The sequence below is a fragment of the Bacillus sp. AFS088145 genome, from assembly GCF_002564465.1.
Classification (GTDB): Bacteria; Bacillota; Bacilli; order Bacillales; family Bacillaceae_G; genus Gottfriedia.
On record NZ_NUUX01000021.1, the window covers coordinates 184,488 to 202,411 of the forward strand.

Annotated in this window: 21 protein-coding genes and 1 tRNA gene; 21 read left to right on the forward strand and 1 reads right to left on the reverse strand. The window is 33.5% G+C overall.

Annotated elements, in window-relative coordinates; genetic code table 11:
* Positions 1–105: 105 nt before the first annotated feature.
* The 14 genes from COI44_RS14025 to COI44_RS14090 all read left to right on the forward strand — a co-directional run bounded on the left by COI44_RS14025 (position 106) and on the right by COI44_RS14090 (position 11,847).
* On the forward strand, positions 106–300 hold the full coding sequence (locus tag COI44_RS14025) for a PspC domain-containing protein (RefSeq protein WP_025568734.1): 195 nt from the start codon (positions 106–108) through the stop codon (positions 298–300).
* Positions 301–675: a phage holin family protein gene (locus tag COI44_RS14030; RefSeq protein ID WP_098428519.1), complete on the forward strand. Its 375-nt coding sequence runs from the start codon at positions 301–303 to the stop codon at positions 673–675.
* Between the two features lie 284 nt (positions 676–959).
* Positions 960–1,901 (forward strand): HPr(Ser) kinase/phosphatase, encoded by a 942-nt coding sequence (gene hprK / locus COI44_RS14035; protein WP_098232001.1) that lies wholly within the window; start codon positions 960–962, stop codon positions 1,899–1,901.
* A gap of 21 nt (positions 1,902–1,922) precedes the next feature.
* Positions 1,923–2,735, forward strand: a complete 813-nt coding sequence (gene lgt, locus COI44_RS14040; protein ID WP_098428520.1) for a prolipoprotein diacylglyceryl transferase — start codon at positions 1,923–1,925, stop codon at positions 2,733–2,735.
* Positions 2,736–2,762: 27 nt separating this feature from the next.
* Complete coding sequence (locus COI44_RS14045; protein WP_098428521.1) at positions 2,763–3,704, forward strand: nucleoside recognition domain-containing protein; 942 nt, start codon at positions 2,763–2,765, stop codon at positions 3,702–3,704.
* A 13-nt stretch (positions 3,705–3,717) separates the two neighbouring features.
* On the forward strand, positions 3,718–4,365 hold the full coding sequence (gene ppaX, locus COI44_RS14050; protein ID WP_098428522.1) for a pyrophosphatase PpaX: 648 nt from the start codon (positions 3,718–3,720) through the stop codon (positions 4,363–4,365).
* A complete protein-coding gene (locus COI44_RS14055; RefSeq protein ID WP_098428523.1) occupies positions 4,362–4,862 on the forward strand; it encodes an acyltransferase in 501 nt (166 codons plus the stop codon). The genes ppaX and COI44_RS14055 overlap by 4 nt, the downstream gene beginning before the upstream one ends.
* A 174-nt stretch (positions 4,863–5,036) precedes the next feature.
* Positions 5,037–6,536, forward strand: a complete 1,500-nt coding sequence (locus COI44_RS14060) for a tetratricopeptide repeat protein (protein WP_098428524.1) — start codon at positions 5,037–5,039, stop codon at positions 6,534–6,536.
* Between the two features lie 268 nt (positions 6,537–6,804).
* A complete protein-coding gene (gene trxB / locus COI44_RS14065) occupies positions 6,805–7,752 on the forward strand; it encodes a thioredoxin-disulfide reductase (RefSeq protein WP_098428525.1) in 948 nt (315 codons plus the stop codon).
* A gap of 488 nt (positions 7,753–8,240) precedes the next feature.
* Entirely contained in the window at positions 8,241–8,699 is a 459-nt protein-coding gene (locus COI44_RS14070; protein WP_056469826.1) for an NUDIX hydrolase, read from the forward strand.
* A gap of 27 nt (positions 8,700–8,726) precedes the next feature.
* Positions 8,727–9,611 (forward strand): RNase adapter RapZ, encoded by an 885-nt coding sequence (gene rapZ, locus COI44_RS14075; protein ID WP_098231993.1) that lies wholly within the window; start codon positions 8,727–8,729, stop codon positions 9,609–9,611.
* Complete coding sequence (locus COI44_RS14080) at positions 9,611–10,579, forward strand: gluconeogenesis factor YvcK family protein (RefSeq protein ID WP_098428526.1); 969 nt, start codon at positions 9,611–9,613, stop codon at positions 10,577–10,579. The genes rapZ and COI44_RS14080 overlap by 1 nt, the downstream gene beginning before the upstream one ends.
* A gap of 39 nt (positions 10,580–10,618) precedes the next feature.
* Positions 10,619–11,569 (forward strand): DNA-binding protein WhiA, encoded by a 951-nt coding sequence (gene whiA / locus COI44_RS14085; RefSeq protein ID WP_098428527.1) that lies wholly within the window; start codon positions 10,619–10,621, stop codon positions 11,567–11,569.
* Between the two features lie 20 nt (positions 11,570–11,589).
* Positions 11,590–11,847, forward strand: a complete 258-nt coding sequence (locus COI44_RS14090) for an HPr family phosphocarrier protein (protein ID WP_025568719.1) — start codon at positions 11,590–11,592, stop codon at positions 11,845–11,847.
* An 83-nt stretch (positions 11,848–11,930) separates the two neighbouring features.
* Here the strand turns inward: COI44_RS14090 and clpP are convergent, their stop codons facing one another.
* On the reverse strand, positions 11,931–12,524 hold the full coding sequence (gene clpP, locus COI44_RS14095) for an ATP-dependent Clp endopeptidase proteolytic subunit ClpP (protein ID WP_025568718.1): 594 nt from the start codon (positions 12,522–12,524) through the stop codon (positions 11,931–11,933).
* A 1,255-nt stretch (positions 12,525–13,779) separates the two neighbouring features.
* Between clpP and COI44_RS14100 the strand changes: the two genes are divergently transcribed.
* The 7 genes from COI44_RS14100 to COI44_RS14125 all read left to right on the forward strand — a co-directional run bounded on the left by COI44_RS14100 (position 13,780) and on the right by COI44_RS14125 (position 17,900).
* Positions 13,780–13,852, forward strand: a tRNA-Arg gene (locus COI44_RS14100).
* A 200-nt stretch (positions 13,853–14,052) separates the two neighbouring features.
* Positions 14,053–14,208 carry a hypothetical protein gene (locus COI44_RS24215; protein WP_179887128.1) on the forward strand — a complete coding sequence of 52 codons (156 nt, stop codon included), beginning with the start codon at positions 14,053–14,055 and terminating at the stop codon, positions 14,206–14,208.
* A 270-nt stretch (positions 14,209–14,478) separates the two neighbouring features.
* Complete coding sequence (locus tag COI44_RS14105; RefSeq protein WP_098428528.1) at positions 14,479–14,772, forward strand: DUF6509 family protein; 294 nt, start codon at positions 14,479–14,481, stop codon at positions 14,770–14,772.
* Positions 14,773–15,106: 334 nt separating this feature from the next.
* Complete coding sequence (locus tag COI44_RS14110) at positions 15,107–15,409, forward strand: PTS sugar transporter subunit IIB (protein WP_098428529.1); 303 nt, start codon at positions 15,107–15,109, stop codon at positions 15,407–15,409.
* A gap of 43 nt (positions 15,410–15,452) precedes the next feature.
* A complete protein-coding gene (locus COI44_RS14115; protein WP_098428530.1) occupies positions 15,453–16,811 on the forward strand; it encodes a PTS sugar transporter subunit IIC in 1,359 nt (452 codons plus the stop codon).
* A 25-nt stretch (positions 16,812–16,836) separates the two neighbouring features.
* Positions 16,837–17,157, forward strand: a complete 321-nt coding sequence (locus COI44_RS14120) for a PTS lactose/cellobiose transporter subunit IIA (RefSeq protein ID WP_098428531.1) — start codon at positions 16,837–16,839, stop codon at positions 17,155–17,157.
* A 440-nt stretch (positions 17,158–17,597) separates the two neighbouring features.
* Positions 17,598–17,900, forward strand: a complete 303-nt coding sequence (locus COI44_RS14125) for a PTS sugar transporter subunit IIB (RefSeq protein ID WP_097973524.1) — start codon at positions 17,598–17,600, stop codon at positions 17,898–17,900.
* Positions 17,901–17,924 lie beyond the last annotated feature (24 nt).

Below are 17,924 nucleotides of genomic sequence, written 5' to 3' on the forward strand. Positions count from 1 at the left end.
AAAGTAGTCCACATTTCTTTAATGTTTTAACATAGAATAAATAATGAAATAGAAAAATTAGTAATGATAAAAAAATGAGGGCGTATCGATAGAGAGGAGATTTTTGTGAAAAAACTATATCGATCTTCTAAAGATTCTATGCTTGCGGGTGTTTGTGGTGGATTGGGTAAGTATTTTAATTTGGACAGTACATTAATCCGTTTACTGTTTGTTATATTATTCTTCGTAGGATTTGGAGCACTTCTATTTGTGTATTTAATTTGGATATTTGTTGTTCCAGAAGAAGGTGACGTGAAATAAATGAGATGGTTATTTTCATTAGCTATTAATAGCTTAGTTTTTATTGTAGTAGCAGGATTTCTGCAACCAGATTTTTATGTAAAAAATATTCCAACGGCTATCATTGCTGCGTTGGTGTTATCGATCTTAAATACAATTATTCGCCCAGTCTTAATTTTAATCACTTTACCTGTAACCATTTTTACAATGGGATTATTCTTGTTTATTATTAATGCATTTACGCTTGAAATTACTGATTATTTATTAGGGGATTCCTTACGAGTAAATGGTTTTGGCACTGCTATTATCGCATCGATTCTAATTAGTACATTCAGTATGTTAATTCAATATTTTGTGTTTGGTTCAAAGGACAAAAAAAAGCATAGTCATCGGTAGAAAAAGAGGCGTCTCTTAAGTTAAAGTACTTTTGAGAGTCTCTTTTTTTGTTTTTTATATTAATGGGATTTTCGAACATTTTGTGAACTCCGTTGTTACTTAACTGATTATCATTAAATGCTAAAACTGATTGAAGTTACTAAATATCGTGATAAATTCACTTTTACATTAATGATTTTTAATCGTTTTAGCGCAGTTACTGACTTGTCGACATTTTCCCACAAAGTTTAAAAATGGTACAATATGAGAGATAATACATAATTATTAATCCTTAGGAGGCTTGTATGGCTAAATTACGTACAAAGAATTTAGTTGAGTATTTTAAATTAGAGGTCATTAGTGGAAGTGCTGGTTTGAATCGTTCGATTAACACGACTGACTTATCTCGCCCAGGTATAGAGGTTGCTGGTTTTTTTACATACTATCCATCTGATCGAGTACAAATATTAGGGAAAACAGAATTAACTTTTTATCATAGCTTAACTGACGAAGAAAAACATAATCGATTAAGAAAGCTTTGTGCAGATGATACGCCTTGTATTATCGTGACACGTGGTTTAGAAATTCCATCCGAATTAATCGAAGCAGGTGAAGAAACTGGCGTACCTATTTTACTCTCAAACAGTAAGACAACTAAAATGTATAGTAGACTTACGAGTTATTTAGAGGCTAAACTTGCTCCAACTACAGCGTTACACGGTGTGCTAGTTGATATTTATGGAGTCGGTGTATTAATTACTGGAAAAAGTGGAGTAGGTAAAAGTGAAACGGCTCTAGAGTTAGTGAAACGTGGTCATCGATTAGTAGCAGATGATTCAGTAGAGATTCGTCAAACTGATGAGGACACGCTGATCGGTTCATCGCCAGAATTAATTGAACATTTATTAGAAATTCGTGGATTAGGAATTATTAATGTAATGACTCTTTTCGGAGCAGGATCTGTTCGTAATTACAAACGCATTACGTTGAATATTGATTTAGAGACTTGGGACTCCCAAAAGGTTTACGACCGAGTTGGCTTAGACGATGAAAAACTTAAAATATTAGATACAGATATTTCGAAAATCACTTTGCCTGTTCGACCAGGTCGAAATTTAGCTGTTATTATTGAAGTAGCAGCGATGAATTTCCGTTTGAAAAATATGGGTGTAAATGCTGCTCAGCAATTTGCAGATCGTTTAGAGAAAGTAATTCAAGGCGGTAATAATGTTAGTGATTTAATTTAATGAAAAAGTGGGGAAATTGAAATGGAATCAAATATTCAGCCATTAGATAAAGTATTTTTACACTTAGGTCCTCTGTCAATAAAGTGGTATGGGGTATTGATCGGTTTAGGTGTTGTGTTAGGTTTGTGGTTGGCAATTCGTGAAAGTAAACGACGTGGAATACCTGATGATACATTTTTGGATCTTATTTTAGTAGCTCTACCATCAGCAATTATAGGAGCTAGAATTTATTATGTGCTCTTTGAGTGGAGCTACTATTCTAAGCATGTTAGTGAAATACCGGCTATTTGGCATGGTGGATTAGCTATTCACGGTGGTTTAATTGGAGCATTTATTGCTAGTTACTTCTTTGCAAAGAAAAGAGACATTTCATTTTGGAAGCTTGCAGATATCGCAGCACCAAGTATTTTAGTAGGCCAAATGCTTGGACGTTGGGGAAACTTCATGAACCAAGAGGCTCATGGTGGACCGGTAACTAGATCATTTTTAGAAAGTCTTCATTTACCTACTTGGATCATTAACCAAATGTATATCGATGGAACGTATTATCATCCAACATTTTTATATGAATCATTATGGAGTTTATTAGGGATTATTTTCTTACTAATTTTAAGAAGAGTGAATCTTAGACGCGGTGAAATGTTTTTAACTTATTTAATTTGGTACTCAGTTGGCCGTTTCTTTATTGAAGGACTAAGAACAGATAGTTTAATGTTAACAAGTACAATTAGAATGGCTCAATTTATTTCAGTCGTAATTATCATACTATCTATTATCATTCTTGTTTATCGTAGAGTTAAAGGGTTATCGAATGAGCGTTATTTAGACGCATAAGTTTGTAAAACAGGAGTGGGGAGCACGTTGGAAACTTTAAAGAGAGGGTTACTAGTTGGTTTACAAACTTCTTGGAAAATAGGGAAAATAATTTTCCCTATTTCTTTCATTTTAACGATTATTAAAGAAACTGCACTCATGGACTGGTTTGTTAATCTTCTTGAACCACTAATGAGTTTTATTGGTTTAAAGGGAGATGCAGCATTAGTATTAGTTTTAGGAAATGTTTTAAATCTATATGCAGCCCTTGGAGCAATGCTACCGATGGATTTAACTGTTAAGGAGGCATTGATCCTTGCAGTTATGTTAAGTTTTTCTCATAATCTATTTGTTGAAACGACAGTAGCTACTGCTGTAGGAGTTCGAGCATCTTTTGTTGTTTTAGTAAGGATTGGATTTGCAATTATATCTGCTATTTGTATCCATTTCTTTTGGTCTGGTGGAACAGAAATTGTTCATAAAGGCATTGCTGTTGCAGAAAGCATTAACCAGTCAGGATGGGAGATCGTTTATAATGCCATCATCTCGTCATTAATGGGAATTTTAAACCTTATTAAAATTGTTTTTCCATTAATGCTAGTTATTCAAATTGCAAAAGATTTTGGGTGGATGAACTATATAACAAAAGCACTATCTCCATTTACTAAATTAATCGGTGTTGAAGCAAAAGCTGGAGTTACATTAGCTGCGGGATTGTTTTTTGGATTAGCTTTTGGAGCAGGTGTTATGATTCAAGCCGTTAAAGAAGATGGTGTTTCGAAACGTGATTTATACCTCGTTTTCTTATTTTTAGTAGCTTGTCATGCTGTAGTAGAAGATACACTTCTCTTTATTCCTTTAGGGATTCCAGTTTTATACTTATTTTTAATTCGATTCTTTGTCGCGTTAGTTGTTACTTGTATAGTTGCAAGAATCGTAGGAAGAGTAGGTAGGAAAACTGAATCAAGTTTAAAAGCTGAAGTGAAATAGAAAGGAAATTCTCATGAAAATAAATACGATCCTATTTGATTTAGATGGTACTTTAATCAATACAAATGAATTAATTATTGCTTCATTCTTGCATACTTTGAATAAATATTATCCTGAACAATATAAACGTGAACATGTTATACCTTTTATGGGTCCAACTTTAACTGAATCATTCTCTACGGTAGATAAAGAAAGAGTTGAAGAGTTAATCTCGGAATATCGCAGTTTTAATATGGAGATGCATGATGAGTTTGTTGAGGAGTATGAAACGGTTTATGAGACGATTGAAACTTTACACAAATCAGGCTATAAAATTGGGATTGTAACAACAAAGGCACGAAATGTTGTTGAAATGGGCTTAAGTTTTAGTCGATTAAAGCAATTCTTTGATACTGTTATCACAATTGATGACGTGCAAAATGCAAAGCCACATCCAGAACCGATTCAATTAGCTTTAAAAAAATTAAATTCTATTCCTGAAGAGAGTATAATGGTGGGCGATAATTACCATGATATTGAAGGTGGTCAAAATGCTGGAACGAAAACAGCAGGTGTTGCTTGGTCGCTAAAAGGTAAAGAATTTTTAGCTACATTTAAACCTGATTTTATGCTTGAGAAGATGAGTGATCTCTTACCAATTTTAGGAATTGATGAGAATTGAGAAAAACGAAACGCTACCTAATTGAAGGTGAAAATTCACTTTGGCAAGTCTACAAGACTGTTTCATTTTGGAAGACATTTCGAAATACTATTGTCATTGAAATAGCTCGTTATATCCCTTTCTTTAGACTGAAAAACTGGATGTATAGGAATCTCATTGGAATGAAAGTAGGAGAGTATACATCCTTTGCTTTTAAAGTAACGCCTGATTTAATGTTTCCAGAATTAATTTCAGTTGGTAGGAATTCGATTATCGGCTATAATACAACAATCTTGGCGCATGAATATTTAATTAATGAATATCGATTAGGAGAAGTTATTATTGGTAATAATGTGTTAGTTGGTGCAAACACAACAATCCTCCCAGGTATCACAATTGGTGATGAAGCGAAAGTTTCAGCTGCAACACTTGTCAACAAGGATGTTCCAGCTGGTGCATTTGTTGGAGGTAATCCTATGGTTATTATTTCATTACCTCAATCTGAAACTACTATTTAAACTCTTAAAAAAGTGGTTTTCAATATTTTTTGTTTCGGTTAAAATAATACTTTGACAACTTATTTAGATAATGTGGAAATTGTACGTTCGTTTAAAATTCTTATAATTTGGACGGCGACTATTTCCTCTTTTTATGTGATATACTGTGATAAGCTTGAAAAACTGGAGGATCGAATGTCTGAAAATTTGGGGAATCAAACAAATCAATTTCATAATGTCGTTTCGTTCTCGTTACCTAAAGATTACTTCTACGAAAAAGGGATGAAAGCTTATAATAGTAACGATTCTGAGCAAGCGATTTATTATTTGAAAAAAGCTGCTGAAAATGAAGAAAATCAAACAGTTCTTATAGATATTTCTAGAAAGCTTTTATCATTACATCAATATCAAACTACAATAACAATTTTAGAATATATTTTAGATAAATTTCCAACAAATGAGGATGTATATTATTTATTAGCATTTGCATTTTTTGAATTAGGATTATTCCAAAAAGCCAATTTGTATGCTCAAAAGTATTTAGAAATTGGCACGGATGAAGAGCAATTAGAAGAACTAGAAGACTATTTAGATATTATTCATAGTGAAGAAGATGATGATTTAAGTATCAATGATGATTTATTAGTGCTTCAAGAGCGGGTTACAAGCTATTTGGCAAATCATGATTGGAAATCTGCTAAAACAACTTTACTTAATATTGTTGATAAGTATCAAGAATTTTGGCCAGCTTATAATAACTTAGCTTTAGTAGAGCTTCATTTAGGTAATCCTGAGGAATCTGAAAGAGTATTACAATATGTTTTAGAACAAAATCCAGGTAATTTATCAGCTTTAATTCATTTAACAATGCTAAAAAGAATATTAAATGAACAAGAAATTGCTCTACAATATCTTGAAGGCTTATCAAATATTGTTCCAATCTCTGAAGAGCACCGTCACAAGCTGGGTGTACTTTTCTATCAATTCAAGAAGTATGAAGAAGCTTATAAGTTATTTAATCTACTTTACATGGAACGACCAGATCGTGAAATACAGTTTTATTATATGTTCTGTGATGCAGCTTATCAATCTGGAAGAATTGAAACGGCGGAGCGTATTTGGAATTTTGAAATGACAAGTGAATTTGATGATCATGAGGAATTGGCTCCATGGGCTGAAAAAAAACATTCATCGAATGAAATCGAGCAATTAATGGCTGAAACAGAGTACCAAGCAAAATACTCCAATTCGAATAGTGAGAGATGGGGATTAATCTATTTTATGAAGGAGTATTATTATGAACAAAAATTTAGTTCAATCCTTCAAGATTTAAATCCATTAGAAAATATTGGTCTCGATGAACAATTAGAACAAGTACTTCTAAATAATATGTGTTATCTAGAGCCTCATCCGTCATTGAATATTGCGATTAACGGCGCGAAGAAAGTACAAACAACTTGGGAAGAAGATTATATAATACTACGTAATCATCTTCAATTATGGTTTTTCGCTATTTGTGAGCTTACTTTAAAATATAAAGAATTACCTGTAAGTGAAGATGTTTTATTAGCTGCTACACATTATCTTGTTGAAAATGAAGTAAAACGTGTATCACAAAAGAAAATTGCAGCAAACTATAATATCTCTACCTATTTATTAAATAAAGGCATTAGCGCCATTCGAAGCTTGTTTTAATACCAGATGGTGTTAATGCAAGCTTTCTTTATTTCTCATTAAGGTGAGTATAAATTGGCAGCAAGGATTTGTACTCGATGTGGTAGCCAATACTAGGAATTAAGTATAAGTGCAACTACGCCTTTGACTTCTCCTAAAAGGCTCGTCAGTCGAAGAGTTTTCTTTATCATGAGCATATGATTTGTTGTTTTATGTCATCGCGTATTAGGATAGTGATAGTTAATGAAGTAGGGCAATTAGCCATTTAAGTACAAGGAGTGATTAAGAAATGGAAGAAAAAATTTATGATGTTATTATCATTGGAGCTGGTCCTGCAGGGATGACTGCAGCTGTATATACATCTCGTGCAAATCTTTCTACATTAATGATGGAACGTGGTATTCCAGGTGGACAGATGGCAAATACTGAAGAAATTGAAAACTACCCAGGTTTTGATAGTATTTTAGGACCAGATTTATCAAATAAAATGTTTGATCATGCGAAAAAATTTGGTGCTGAATACGCATATGGTGACATTAAAGAAATTATCGACGGTAAAGAATATAAAACAATCATTGCTGGTAAAAAAGAATACAAAGCACGCGCAATTATTATTTCAACTGGTGCAGAATACAAAAAAATAGGTGTTCCAGGTGAGCAAGAGCTAGGTGGACGTGGTGTATCTTACTGTGCAGTTTGTGATGGAGCATTCTTTAAGGATAAAGAATTAGTAGTTATAGGTGGCGGAGATTCAGCAGTAGAAGAAGGCGTATATTTAACTCGCTATGCTTCAAAAGTTACAATCGTTCACCGTAGAGATCAATTACGAGCTCAAAAAATTCTTCAAGACCGTGCATTTGCAAATGAAAAGATTTCATTTATTTGGAATTCAACAATTAAAGAAGTTAACGGAACTGATGGTAAAGTAAGTAGCGTAACGCTTGTAGATACTCAAAATGGTGAAGAATCTGAATTTAAAACAGATGGCGTATTTATCTATATTGGCATGCTGCCATTAACAAAACCATTCTTAAGTTTAGGTATTACAAATGAAAATGGATATATCGAAACAAATGATGTAATGGAAACAAGAGTACCAGGTGTTTTTGCTGCTGGTGATGTTCGTGAAAAAACTTTACGTCAAGTTGTAACAGCTACTGGAGACGGAAGTATCGCTGCTCAAGCAGTACAACATTATATTGAAGAATTAAAAGAAGAATTATCTAAAACTAACTAATCTTGATTAATAAAATTAAGTTTTAGAATTGTGAACGAAATTGTAATATTCTGAAATTTATATGTAATTAGGGTGTAACTCTCCTGAAATATAGTTACTGTAATATAGACAATAACCAGAGAGCCCCCTAATATATATAGGAACATGGATATGCGCTTGTCCATGTTCCCTTTTTTTGTGCATTAAAGTATAAATTTGCAGCGACGAAGGAGGATCTGACGTAGTAGCAATTAGTATAAGTGCAACTACGCCTTTAGTCTTCGTTTTAAAGCTCGTAAAACAGTGAGTATTCTTTATTTGTCTCCGAAAGTGTTCGATTTTGTTCCCCAACCGTAGTTCGAACCCACAAAATCTTTTCTCCTTTAGCCAGGACCTTTCTACCCTAATTCCCACTCTTAACAAGTTGTTGTCTGACTAGTTTAACGGTATAATATAGATTGGGCAGTTTCAACCAACTGCAAGTCCAAATTGTAAGTGAGGTATAAGAAATGCAAAGAGTTACACATTGTGTTTTGGTAAATGAAAATAATATCCTCTTGCTACAAAAACCTAGAAGAAACTGGTGGGTTGCACCCGGCGGTAAGATGGAGCCAGGTGAAAACATTAGAGAAGCAGTTGTTCGTGAATATCGTGAAGAAACAGGTGTTTACTTAAAAAATCCAAAATTAAAAGGTGTTTTTACAATTATTATAGAAGAAGATGCTAAGGTAGTGAATGAATGGATGATGTTTTCATTTTTGGCTACCGAGTTTGACGGTGAAAATCAAGATGAGTGTGAAGAAGGAATTCTTCGCTGGCATGCAATAGATGAAGTGAAAAATCTTCCTATGGCAGCAGGTGACTATCATATTATTGATTATTTACTAAAGGGTAAAGAAATTTTACATGGTACCTTTGTATATACACCGGATTTTGAATTATTAAGATATCGTTTAAATCCTAGTTAACCAAAATTTTAGAAAGGGTTGAGTTAAATGCCTACAAGATCACATGTAAAAATGGTTATTATAACTGGAATGTCAGGTGCTGGAAAGACTGTCGTTGTTCAAGCGTTAGAAGATATCGGTTATTTCTGTGTCGATAATCTTCCTCCTGCTCTACTTCCAAAATTTGTAGAGCTATTAAAGGACCCGGATCACAATACAACAGATAAAGTTGCTCTTGTTATGGATTTACGAGGAAGAGAATTTTTTGATCAGTTAGGGAATTCGTTAGATCAATTAATGTCTACTCCTTCAATCATCCCTCAAATTTTATTTTTAGATGCAACGAATGCTGCACTTGTTACTCGCTACAAAGAAACTCGTCGCTCACATCCACTTTCTCCAACGGGCTCTCCATTAAAAGGAATTGAGTTGGAACGTACTCTTTTAGCCGAGGTAAAAGGGCGTGCACAATTAATTTATGATACTTCAGATTTAAAACCTAAAATATTACGAGAAAAAATAATTGAACAATTTAGAGAAAATGAACAAGAAGGTTTTTCAGTAAATATTCAGTCATTTGGTTTTAAGTACGGAATACCAATTGATGCGGATTTAGTATTTGACGTACGATTTTTACCAAACCCATTTTATATTGAATCAATGCGTCCATTAACTGGCTTAGATGAAGAAGTTTCCTCTTATGTTCTTAAATTTAATGAGACAACTGAATTTATGCTGAAATTAATTGATTTAATTAGTTTTATGTTACCTCAATATAAAAGAGAAGGTAAACGACAACTAATCATTGCGATCGGATGTACGGGTGGACAGCATCGCTCTGTTACTTTAGCGGAGTATTTAGCTAACTACTATAAGGATCAATATGATACGAATGTTAGTCATCGTGACGTTGAAAAAAGGAGTCATAAGTAATGGATAGTCAACGGTCAAAAATAGTAATAATTGGAGGCGGAACGGGACTATCTGTTTTAGTTCGTGGGTTGAAAAAACATCCCGTTGATATTACCGCTATCGTTACAGTCGCAGATGATGGTGGTAGCTCTGGACGATTACGTGACGAGTTAAAAATTCCACCGCCTGGTGATGTACGAAATGTACTTGCCGCGTTATCAGATGTGGAACCGATGTTGGAAGAATTATTCCAGCATCGATTTGCAACATCTGGAGACCTTTCTGGACATTCTCTAGGTAATTTAATGCTAAGTGCAATGACTGCGATTACAGGTGATTTTTACCGTGCAATCATTGAAATGAGAAGGGTATTAAATGTTAGAGGGAAAGTTATACCAGCAGCTAATCAAAGTGTCGTATTAAAAGCTGAATTAGAAGATGGTACAATTGTTTCAGGTGAATCAAAAATTCCTTATTCCGGTAAGAAGATTAAAAGAGTATTTTTAGCACCTGGAAATGTTGAACCTTTAAAAGAGGCGCTTGATGAAATAAATCGTGCTGACTTAATTGTAATTGGACCGGGTAGTTTATATACGAGTATCCTTCCTAACCTATTAGTTACTAAAATTGGGAAGGCTGTTGTAAATTCAAAAGCTAAAAAAGTATATGTATGTAATGTGATGACTCAAGCGGGTGAAACTTTGTATTATACAGCTAGTGATCATGTAAGGGCTCTATACCAGCATTTAGATTCAAGTTTTATTGATACAATTATAGTAAATGAAGGCACAATGCCTAAAAATATTTTAGAACTTTATAAGGAAGAACATGCTCAACAAGTAAAACTAGATATAAATGAGCTTGAATCTTTAAATCTAGAAATTGTTCATAAGTCGATCGTTAAATATGATGATAATGTGATTAGGCATGATACAGTAAAGTTGGCTGAAATCTTATGTGATCTAATTCCGACAAAAATAAAAGAATAATGAAAAAATATATAGAGCTAGAAGGAGGGGGTGATTCAAATGTCCTTTGCATCAGAAACGAAAAAAGAATTAACAACGATTGAGATCAAAGATTGTTGTTCAAAATCTGAGCTATCCTCTTTAATTAGAATGAATGGTTCATTATCAATTGCGAATCGCCAATTTATTGTAGATGTAGTTACTGAAAATGCAGCAATTGCTAGAAGAATATATGTATTAATTAAACGTGTTTATGATGTGGGCGTTGAATTACTCGTTCGTAAAAAAATGCGTCTTAAAAAGAACAATGTATATATTGTTCGAATAAAAGAAGAAGCGAAACATATTTTAAATGATCTTTATATAACTGGTGAAGGATTTACCTTTACGAATGAAATAGCGAAAGAGCTAATTGCGAAGAAATGTTGTAAACGCTCGTATTTAAGAGGTGCTTTTCTAGCTGGTGGTTCGGTAAATAATCCAGAGACATCTTCATATCATTTAGAAATTTTTTCACTATATAAAGAGCATACAGAAGAAATTTGTCGTCTAATGAATGAATTCGGATTAAATGCTAAAACACTGGAGAGACGTAAAGGCTATATTACGTACTTAAAGGAAGCAGAAAAAATTACTGAGTTTTTAAACGTTGTTGGTGCACATTCGGCTTTATTAAGGTTTGAAGATATTCGCATTGTAAGAGATATGAGAAACAGTGTTAATCGTCTAGTTAATTGTGAAACTGCGAACTTAAATAAAACGATCAGTGCAGCCTTCAGACAAATTGAAAATATACGTTATATCCAAAGCTCAGTTGGTTTAGATATATTACCGCCTAAGCTACGTGAAATTGCAGAACTTCGAGTAGCGTATGAGGATGTAACATTAAAAGAGTTAGGTGAAATGGTATCTAGTGGCGCAATTAGTAAATCAGGAATCAATCATCGACTACGTAAAATTGATGAAATAGCTGATAAACTAAGAGCGGGAGAACCAATAAAAATAAAATAAAAGTTAAGAGGGAAGAAAAAATGATTGAGAAAAAAGGGAGAGTACTATTAGAAACTGGAATACAGGCTCGTCCAGCAGCACAATTTGTTCAAGTTGCTACGAGATTTCGTTCAGAAGTATTATTAGCTTACAAAGGTAAACAAGTAAACGTTAAGAGTATTATGGGGGTTATGAGTCTTGCTGTTCCTCATGGAGAAGAAATAGTAATTACTGTTACTGGCGACGATGAAGTTGAAGCGATGGAAGCAGTAATGGACTTTATTGGAGAAGAAATTTGATGTAATTGGACATTCACAAGTTGGATGTCCAATTTTTTTCTATAAAAAAAACTAGCCGAAAAATTACGGCTAGTTTTTTATTATTATTTAATAGCTGCAGTATTAGAAATTACTTTATCAATTAATCCGTATTCTAATGCACGGTCTGCAGTCATAAAGTTATCGCGCTCTGTATCACGCTCAATCGTATCTAATGGTTGACCAGTACGATCTGCAAGAATTTTGTTTAATTTATCACGTAAGAACAAGATTCGCTTAGCTGCAATCTCGATTTCAGTAGCTTGACCTTGAGCACCACCTAATGGTTGGTGAATCATAACTTCTGCATTTGGAAGAGCATATCTCTTTCCTTTTTCCCCAGCAGATAATAAGAAAGCACCCATTGAAGCCGCCATACCAATACAAATTGTAGATACTTGAGGCTTAATAAAGTTCATCGTATCATAAATAGCCATACCAGCAGTAATACTTCCTCCTGGACTATTTATGTATAATGAAATATCCTTATCTGGATCTTCTGCTGCTAAAAATAAAAGTTGTGAAACAATTGAGTTAGCTACGTTATCATCGATTGCGCTACCTAACATGATGATGCGGTCTTTTAATAGACGAGAGTATATATCATACGCACGCTCACCACGACTTGTTTGTTCAATAACTGTAGGAATTAAATTCATTTTTTCTCCTCCTTGTTTAAAACAAATGAATGATTAATACAATAATACCTTTAAGGTCAGAAAAGGTCAAATAAAAGAGATGATATATTTAATGTATTATTTAAACTAAAAAATATTGACCTTTTATAACATATCTATTTATCTAATACTTCAACATCATTAACGACTTTTCCTATTATTAAACGTAACTTTATGTAGTTTTTCTTTTGATAAGTTAAAAAACTAATAACTAAATGATTGGATCATATTTTCGGCTAGTGGTTAGAACGTAGAACCATTTCGTATCATTCCAGATTACACCAACAATGTAGTCACAGTAGACATTATGTTTCGGGAGCGGATATTGTTTGGAAATGAATGAGAATGGAAGAAAAAGAAGGAGTAAAAAGTAAATAACGTCCCCTTATACAGAGGACGTCACACTATTTAAAAGCAGCCTAGTCAATTTAATTACCAAGTTTTCGTAAAGGAGTTTAGTGAGGTGGATTTCCACTAGAAATTATTTATCTAAAAAAATTGCTCTAAATATGTTTTAACTTCTGAAAAAACAATTACTATAGTGTGTTGGTAATAGGATTGTTGAAACATAACGTCTATTATATACAGAAGACGCCGTGAAATTATATTTATTTATTTAAATTGAATTTTTGTTTAATTTTTCTTATTAATTTAATAAATAAATAAATAAATAAANNTAAATAAACAATAGCACTTAAAATTCCGATTATAATTACTAAATTTAATAAATTAATAGCTCCTATTTTTTTCTCCTTTAGTTTAAAAAAGTATATAAATTAAAACTAAATTATTCGTAAATAACCAGATCAAGTAGTGGAATGAAAAAACGCTACGGATATATATGAAGGCAAAGGCAACGAAGGAAAATGCACACATACCATTACAAAGTTATCTTCTTCTTTTTCATACTCAAAAAGAAACCTAAATCATTGCGGTCAGAACATTCTAACGATATAATAAAACATAAGATTTTCTTATAAACTTACGAATAAGCTACATAGCGAAACATCAGCGCACCAATCGAGCTGCTCCTTGCATTTACCTCCTGAGATTGGGGCGACAATTACGCTAAACTTATTTTACCTTTATATAACATGCGTTCGTAGCTCAGTGGATAGAGCACGAATGATTATGCACCCATGAAACTACTTCGAGCGCACTTGCCGAGCCGCTACTTGCAATTACATACTGAGGCAAGGGTGGGACAGAGTAAACTTATTTTACCTTTATATAAAATGCGTTCGTAGCTCAGTGGATAGAGCATCGGTTTCCGGTACCGTGTGTCGCAGGTTCGAATCCTGTCGAGCGCGCTAAAAATAAACCGAGTGATAAGATCTGTTAATCAACAGAAATATCGCTCGGTTTTTATTTTCTCTGTTAACCCTGAAGATCAGCCCTAAATCCTACTTTTACCCTACAACTAAAGATGTACTAAAACTCCGTCCAATGAAGAATGGTTTCCCTTAACTTAAAATCATATAATTAAAGTAAATAAAGGGAGGTCATTCAAATGGATATGAATTCTTGGTTTCTTGAAGAAATGGCACAAATCAATAAAGATGAAATAGAAAGAGAATTAAAATTTAATGAAACCTATAAACTGTACTCAACATCTAAAAAGAAAAAATACTGCATCGACTTAAAAATCATTAAATTCTGTTTCTAAACTAGAAAATGTACAAAGATATAAAATTTATCTGCTCTTTTTACTCCTTCTATTTTTTTCCTCTATCCTTTTTCTTAAATATATGATATATTACTCTTTGCGATGAGCTAATTTGAGTAAGACGAGAGATATGCGCAAGCTAAACGCGCGGATGTGGCCGCCCGGTCTCTCGCCTCAAACGCATCAAGACGTCTGCTGCGGCAGGCGTCTTTCTTTTTGTTCATTTCTTTGTGTATAATAGTACATATTATAATTGAAGGGAATGTTTTTGTGTTAACGATTACAGAATACACTGTAGAAGAAATAAAAGATCCATTTGGTATCATTGAAGGGGATCGATATGAGTTTATACTTTATATCAATGTACCAGAGGATGATGAATTATATAATGAAAAAGGTATATACATAAAAGCTCTTTTTGGAGTAAATGGTGACGTGTCGAAATTAATTAAATATGACTTGTATGAAGCTGAATCAAATCAGTATTTAGATTTTGATTTGGAAGAAGATGAAGAAAAAGAAGTATTCGAGTTTTGTAAAACTCATTTAACAGTTGAAGCTTAATATTAATGTGTTATTGAATGACACACTTCAGCTTAGGAGATATCCTATTTTGGGTATTTCTCAACACACTATTGAGTAATTGTAAACACAGTACCAATTGTGTGTACACACTTATAAAACACTAATATTTTGAATAAATGTTACGTTTTGAAAACCTTGATTTATCAAGGTTTTTTTGTTGTGTTTTTAAATAGATAGATTTTTTAGAATATTGGCACAGAATTTGCAATATTTAAATTGATTACACAACTTGTCCTTGTAACGCGTAATTCTTTTGTCATTATTTGTAAAAATGTAAGCGTTTCATCGACAAGAAAAATTGAGGAGGTGTAGGATGAATATCTTATTGGTATGTTCTGCAGGGATGTCGACTAGTCTACTAGTTACAAAAATGGAACAAGCAGCTAAGGCCAAAGGAATTCAGGCAACAATATGGGCTGTTGCTGGTGATGAGGCAAAAGAAAATTTAGTCAAAGCGGATGTATTACTTCTTGGTCCTCAGGTTCGTTATCTAGTCTCAGAAATGAAGAAACTAGCTGAGCCTAAAGGGATACCAGTAGATACGATTAATCCGGTGCATTATGGATTGATGAATGGTGAAGCTGTACTAGAAATGGCTTTAAATTTGAAAAAATAAAACGGGGAAGTAAAAATCTAGAGAGAAAAGAAGGTGTATTTGAATGATGCGTTTTGCTGAGAAGTATATAATGCCTGCCGCAGCGAAGTTTGGTAATCAACGTCATTTGTTAGCGATTCGTGATGCGTTAATTGGAATGATTGCCATTACGATGATTGGAGCTTTTGCTGTACTTATTAATAACTTAGGTGGAGCAATCCACGGCTACGATAAAATGATGGAAACAGTCTTTGGTGCAAACTGGAAAACACTAGGCAGTGATATTTGGTGGGGAACATTTGCATTTATGACAGTATTTGCCGTAGTAGGGATCGCGCATAGATTAGCTCGTTCTTATGGTGATGAAGGTTTTGAAGCAATGCTTGTTGCTTTAGCGTGTTACTTTGTACTTGTTCCACAATCATTAGCTGCAGTATCTGTTACGTTAAATGGTGGTAAGACAGCTACAGGCGGAACTTGGGGATTTATTAGTTGGAATTCATTAAACTCAACGGCTTTATTTACAGGAATTATCGTTGCGATTATTGCAACTGAAATTTTTGTACGTTTAGCTAGAGTGAAACAATTAGTTATTAAATTACCAGATGGCGTTCCACCAGCAGTATCAAAAGCATTTGCAAAGTTATTACCAGGTATGTTAACAATTTTTATCGTTGCATTAGTTGGCTTATTGTTCAGATTATATATTTCGAATGGCGTATTCTTTAATGATTGGTTAAATTCAGTCCTTGTAAAACCATTAACTGATGCAGCAGATTCATTAGGATTTGCAGTTGCGATTGCATTTTTTGTCCATTTCTTCTGGGCGCTTGGATTACATGGTCCAAATATTTTAGGGGGTATTACAACTCCTTTATTAACAACTCTAGGTAACCATAACATCGATTTATATGCAAAAGGTGTAACAGATCTAGATAAGTATTCTGTTTTAGCAGGCCCATTCTTAGACGCATTCGTATATATGGGTGGATCAGGTACTACAATCGGTTTACTCATTGCAATGTTCTTAGTTAACCGTAAACGTCATAAACAGATGATTGCTTTAGGAACACCACCAGGATTATTTAATATTAATGAACCAATTATTTTCGGTTTACCAATCGTGTTAAACCCAGTCTGGTTAATACCATTTATCTGTACTCCAATTATTTTAACCATTATTTCTTATTTAGCTGTTCAATCACATATTGTTTTTCCAGTTGTTTCTACAATCCCTTGGGTAACTCCACCAGTTATAGGTGGCTATTTAGCAACAGGTGGACACTGGAGCGGTGCAGTTTTATCGCTTGTTAACGTAGTGATTTCAATCGTTATTTACTTACCATTCGTTATAGTAGCAGAAAGAATGGAAGCTAGAAAGTCAACTGAAACAACGACAAGTAGTAATTCATTAAATGTATAATAGAATGTGAAGGAGAAGAGTTCAAATGCCTACCGACACAAATAATGAACAAATTGCATTTCAGCTTATATTGCATTCCGGTAATGCTAAGAGTTTATTAATGGAAGCAATGTATCAAGCTCGTGATGGAGAGTTCGAGGAAGCTCGTAGAAAAGTAACCGAGGCGAATGCGGAACTTAGATTGGCCCATCATTCACAAACTTCACTTATACAAAGCGAAGCTAGTGGGCAACAATACAATATTAATATTCTTTTAGTACATGCACAGGATCATTTAATGAACACTCTTACAACAAGAGATTTAGTAGAGGAAATTATTTATTTGCATGAAAAAATTTCACTTTAATAATTGATAAAAAAAGTGGTGTAGACTAATTCTACATCACTTTTTTTCATAGATTACATAGAACAAATTGTATAATTTAAGTAAGAATCGAAAAGTGTTTTAAAACACTATAATTTAGTGTACTTAAATCGCGACACACTAACAGGATAATAACACACTAAAACAATTTCAGAAGATTAACAAACTAGATTTAACACACTAGCTGTTTTAAGTTACTTTCCTTTTAAAACAAAAAAAGATTTCATGACGATGAGTCCTTATAGGACAAGGTTTCATTGTGTAAATTACATTTTTTTGAGAATGTCAGAAAAAGTTGGCACGCCATTTGCTATATAAAGAGTGTACAAAATAATTTAATTTGTAGATGCTACAAGGAACTGTTTCTTACTTTTAAACAAACCTGTAAGCGCTACACTAATTCTAAAACTGGAGGAATAACAATGAATATTTTATTAGCTTGTTCAGCAGGAATGTCTACTAGTTTACTAGTAACTAAAATGGAGGATGCAGCGAAAGCAAAGGGGATTGAAGTGAAAATTTGGGCAGTTTCAGGTGATGCTGCAAAGGAAAATTTAGATAAAGCAGATGTTCTTTTATTAGGACCACAAGTACGTTATTTAGCTGCTGAGATGAAAAAAGTTGCCGAGCCAAAAGGGATACCAGTTGATGTAATCAATCCAGTACATTATGGACTTATGAATGGTGAAGCTGTTTTAGAATTGGCACTTAGTTTAAAAAAATAGTCATGTACGTTGCATACATTTTAA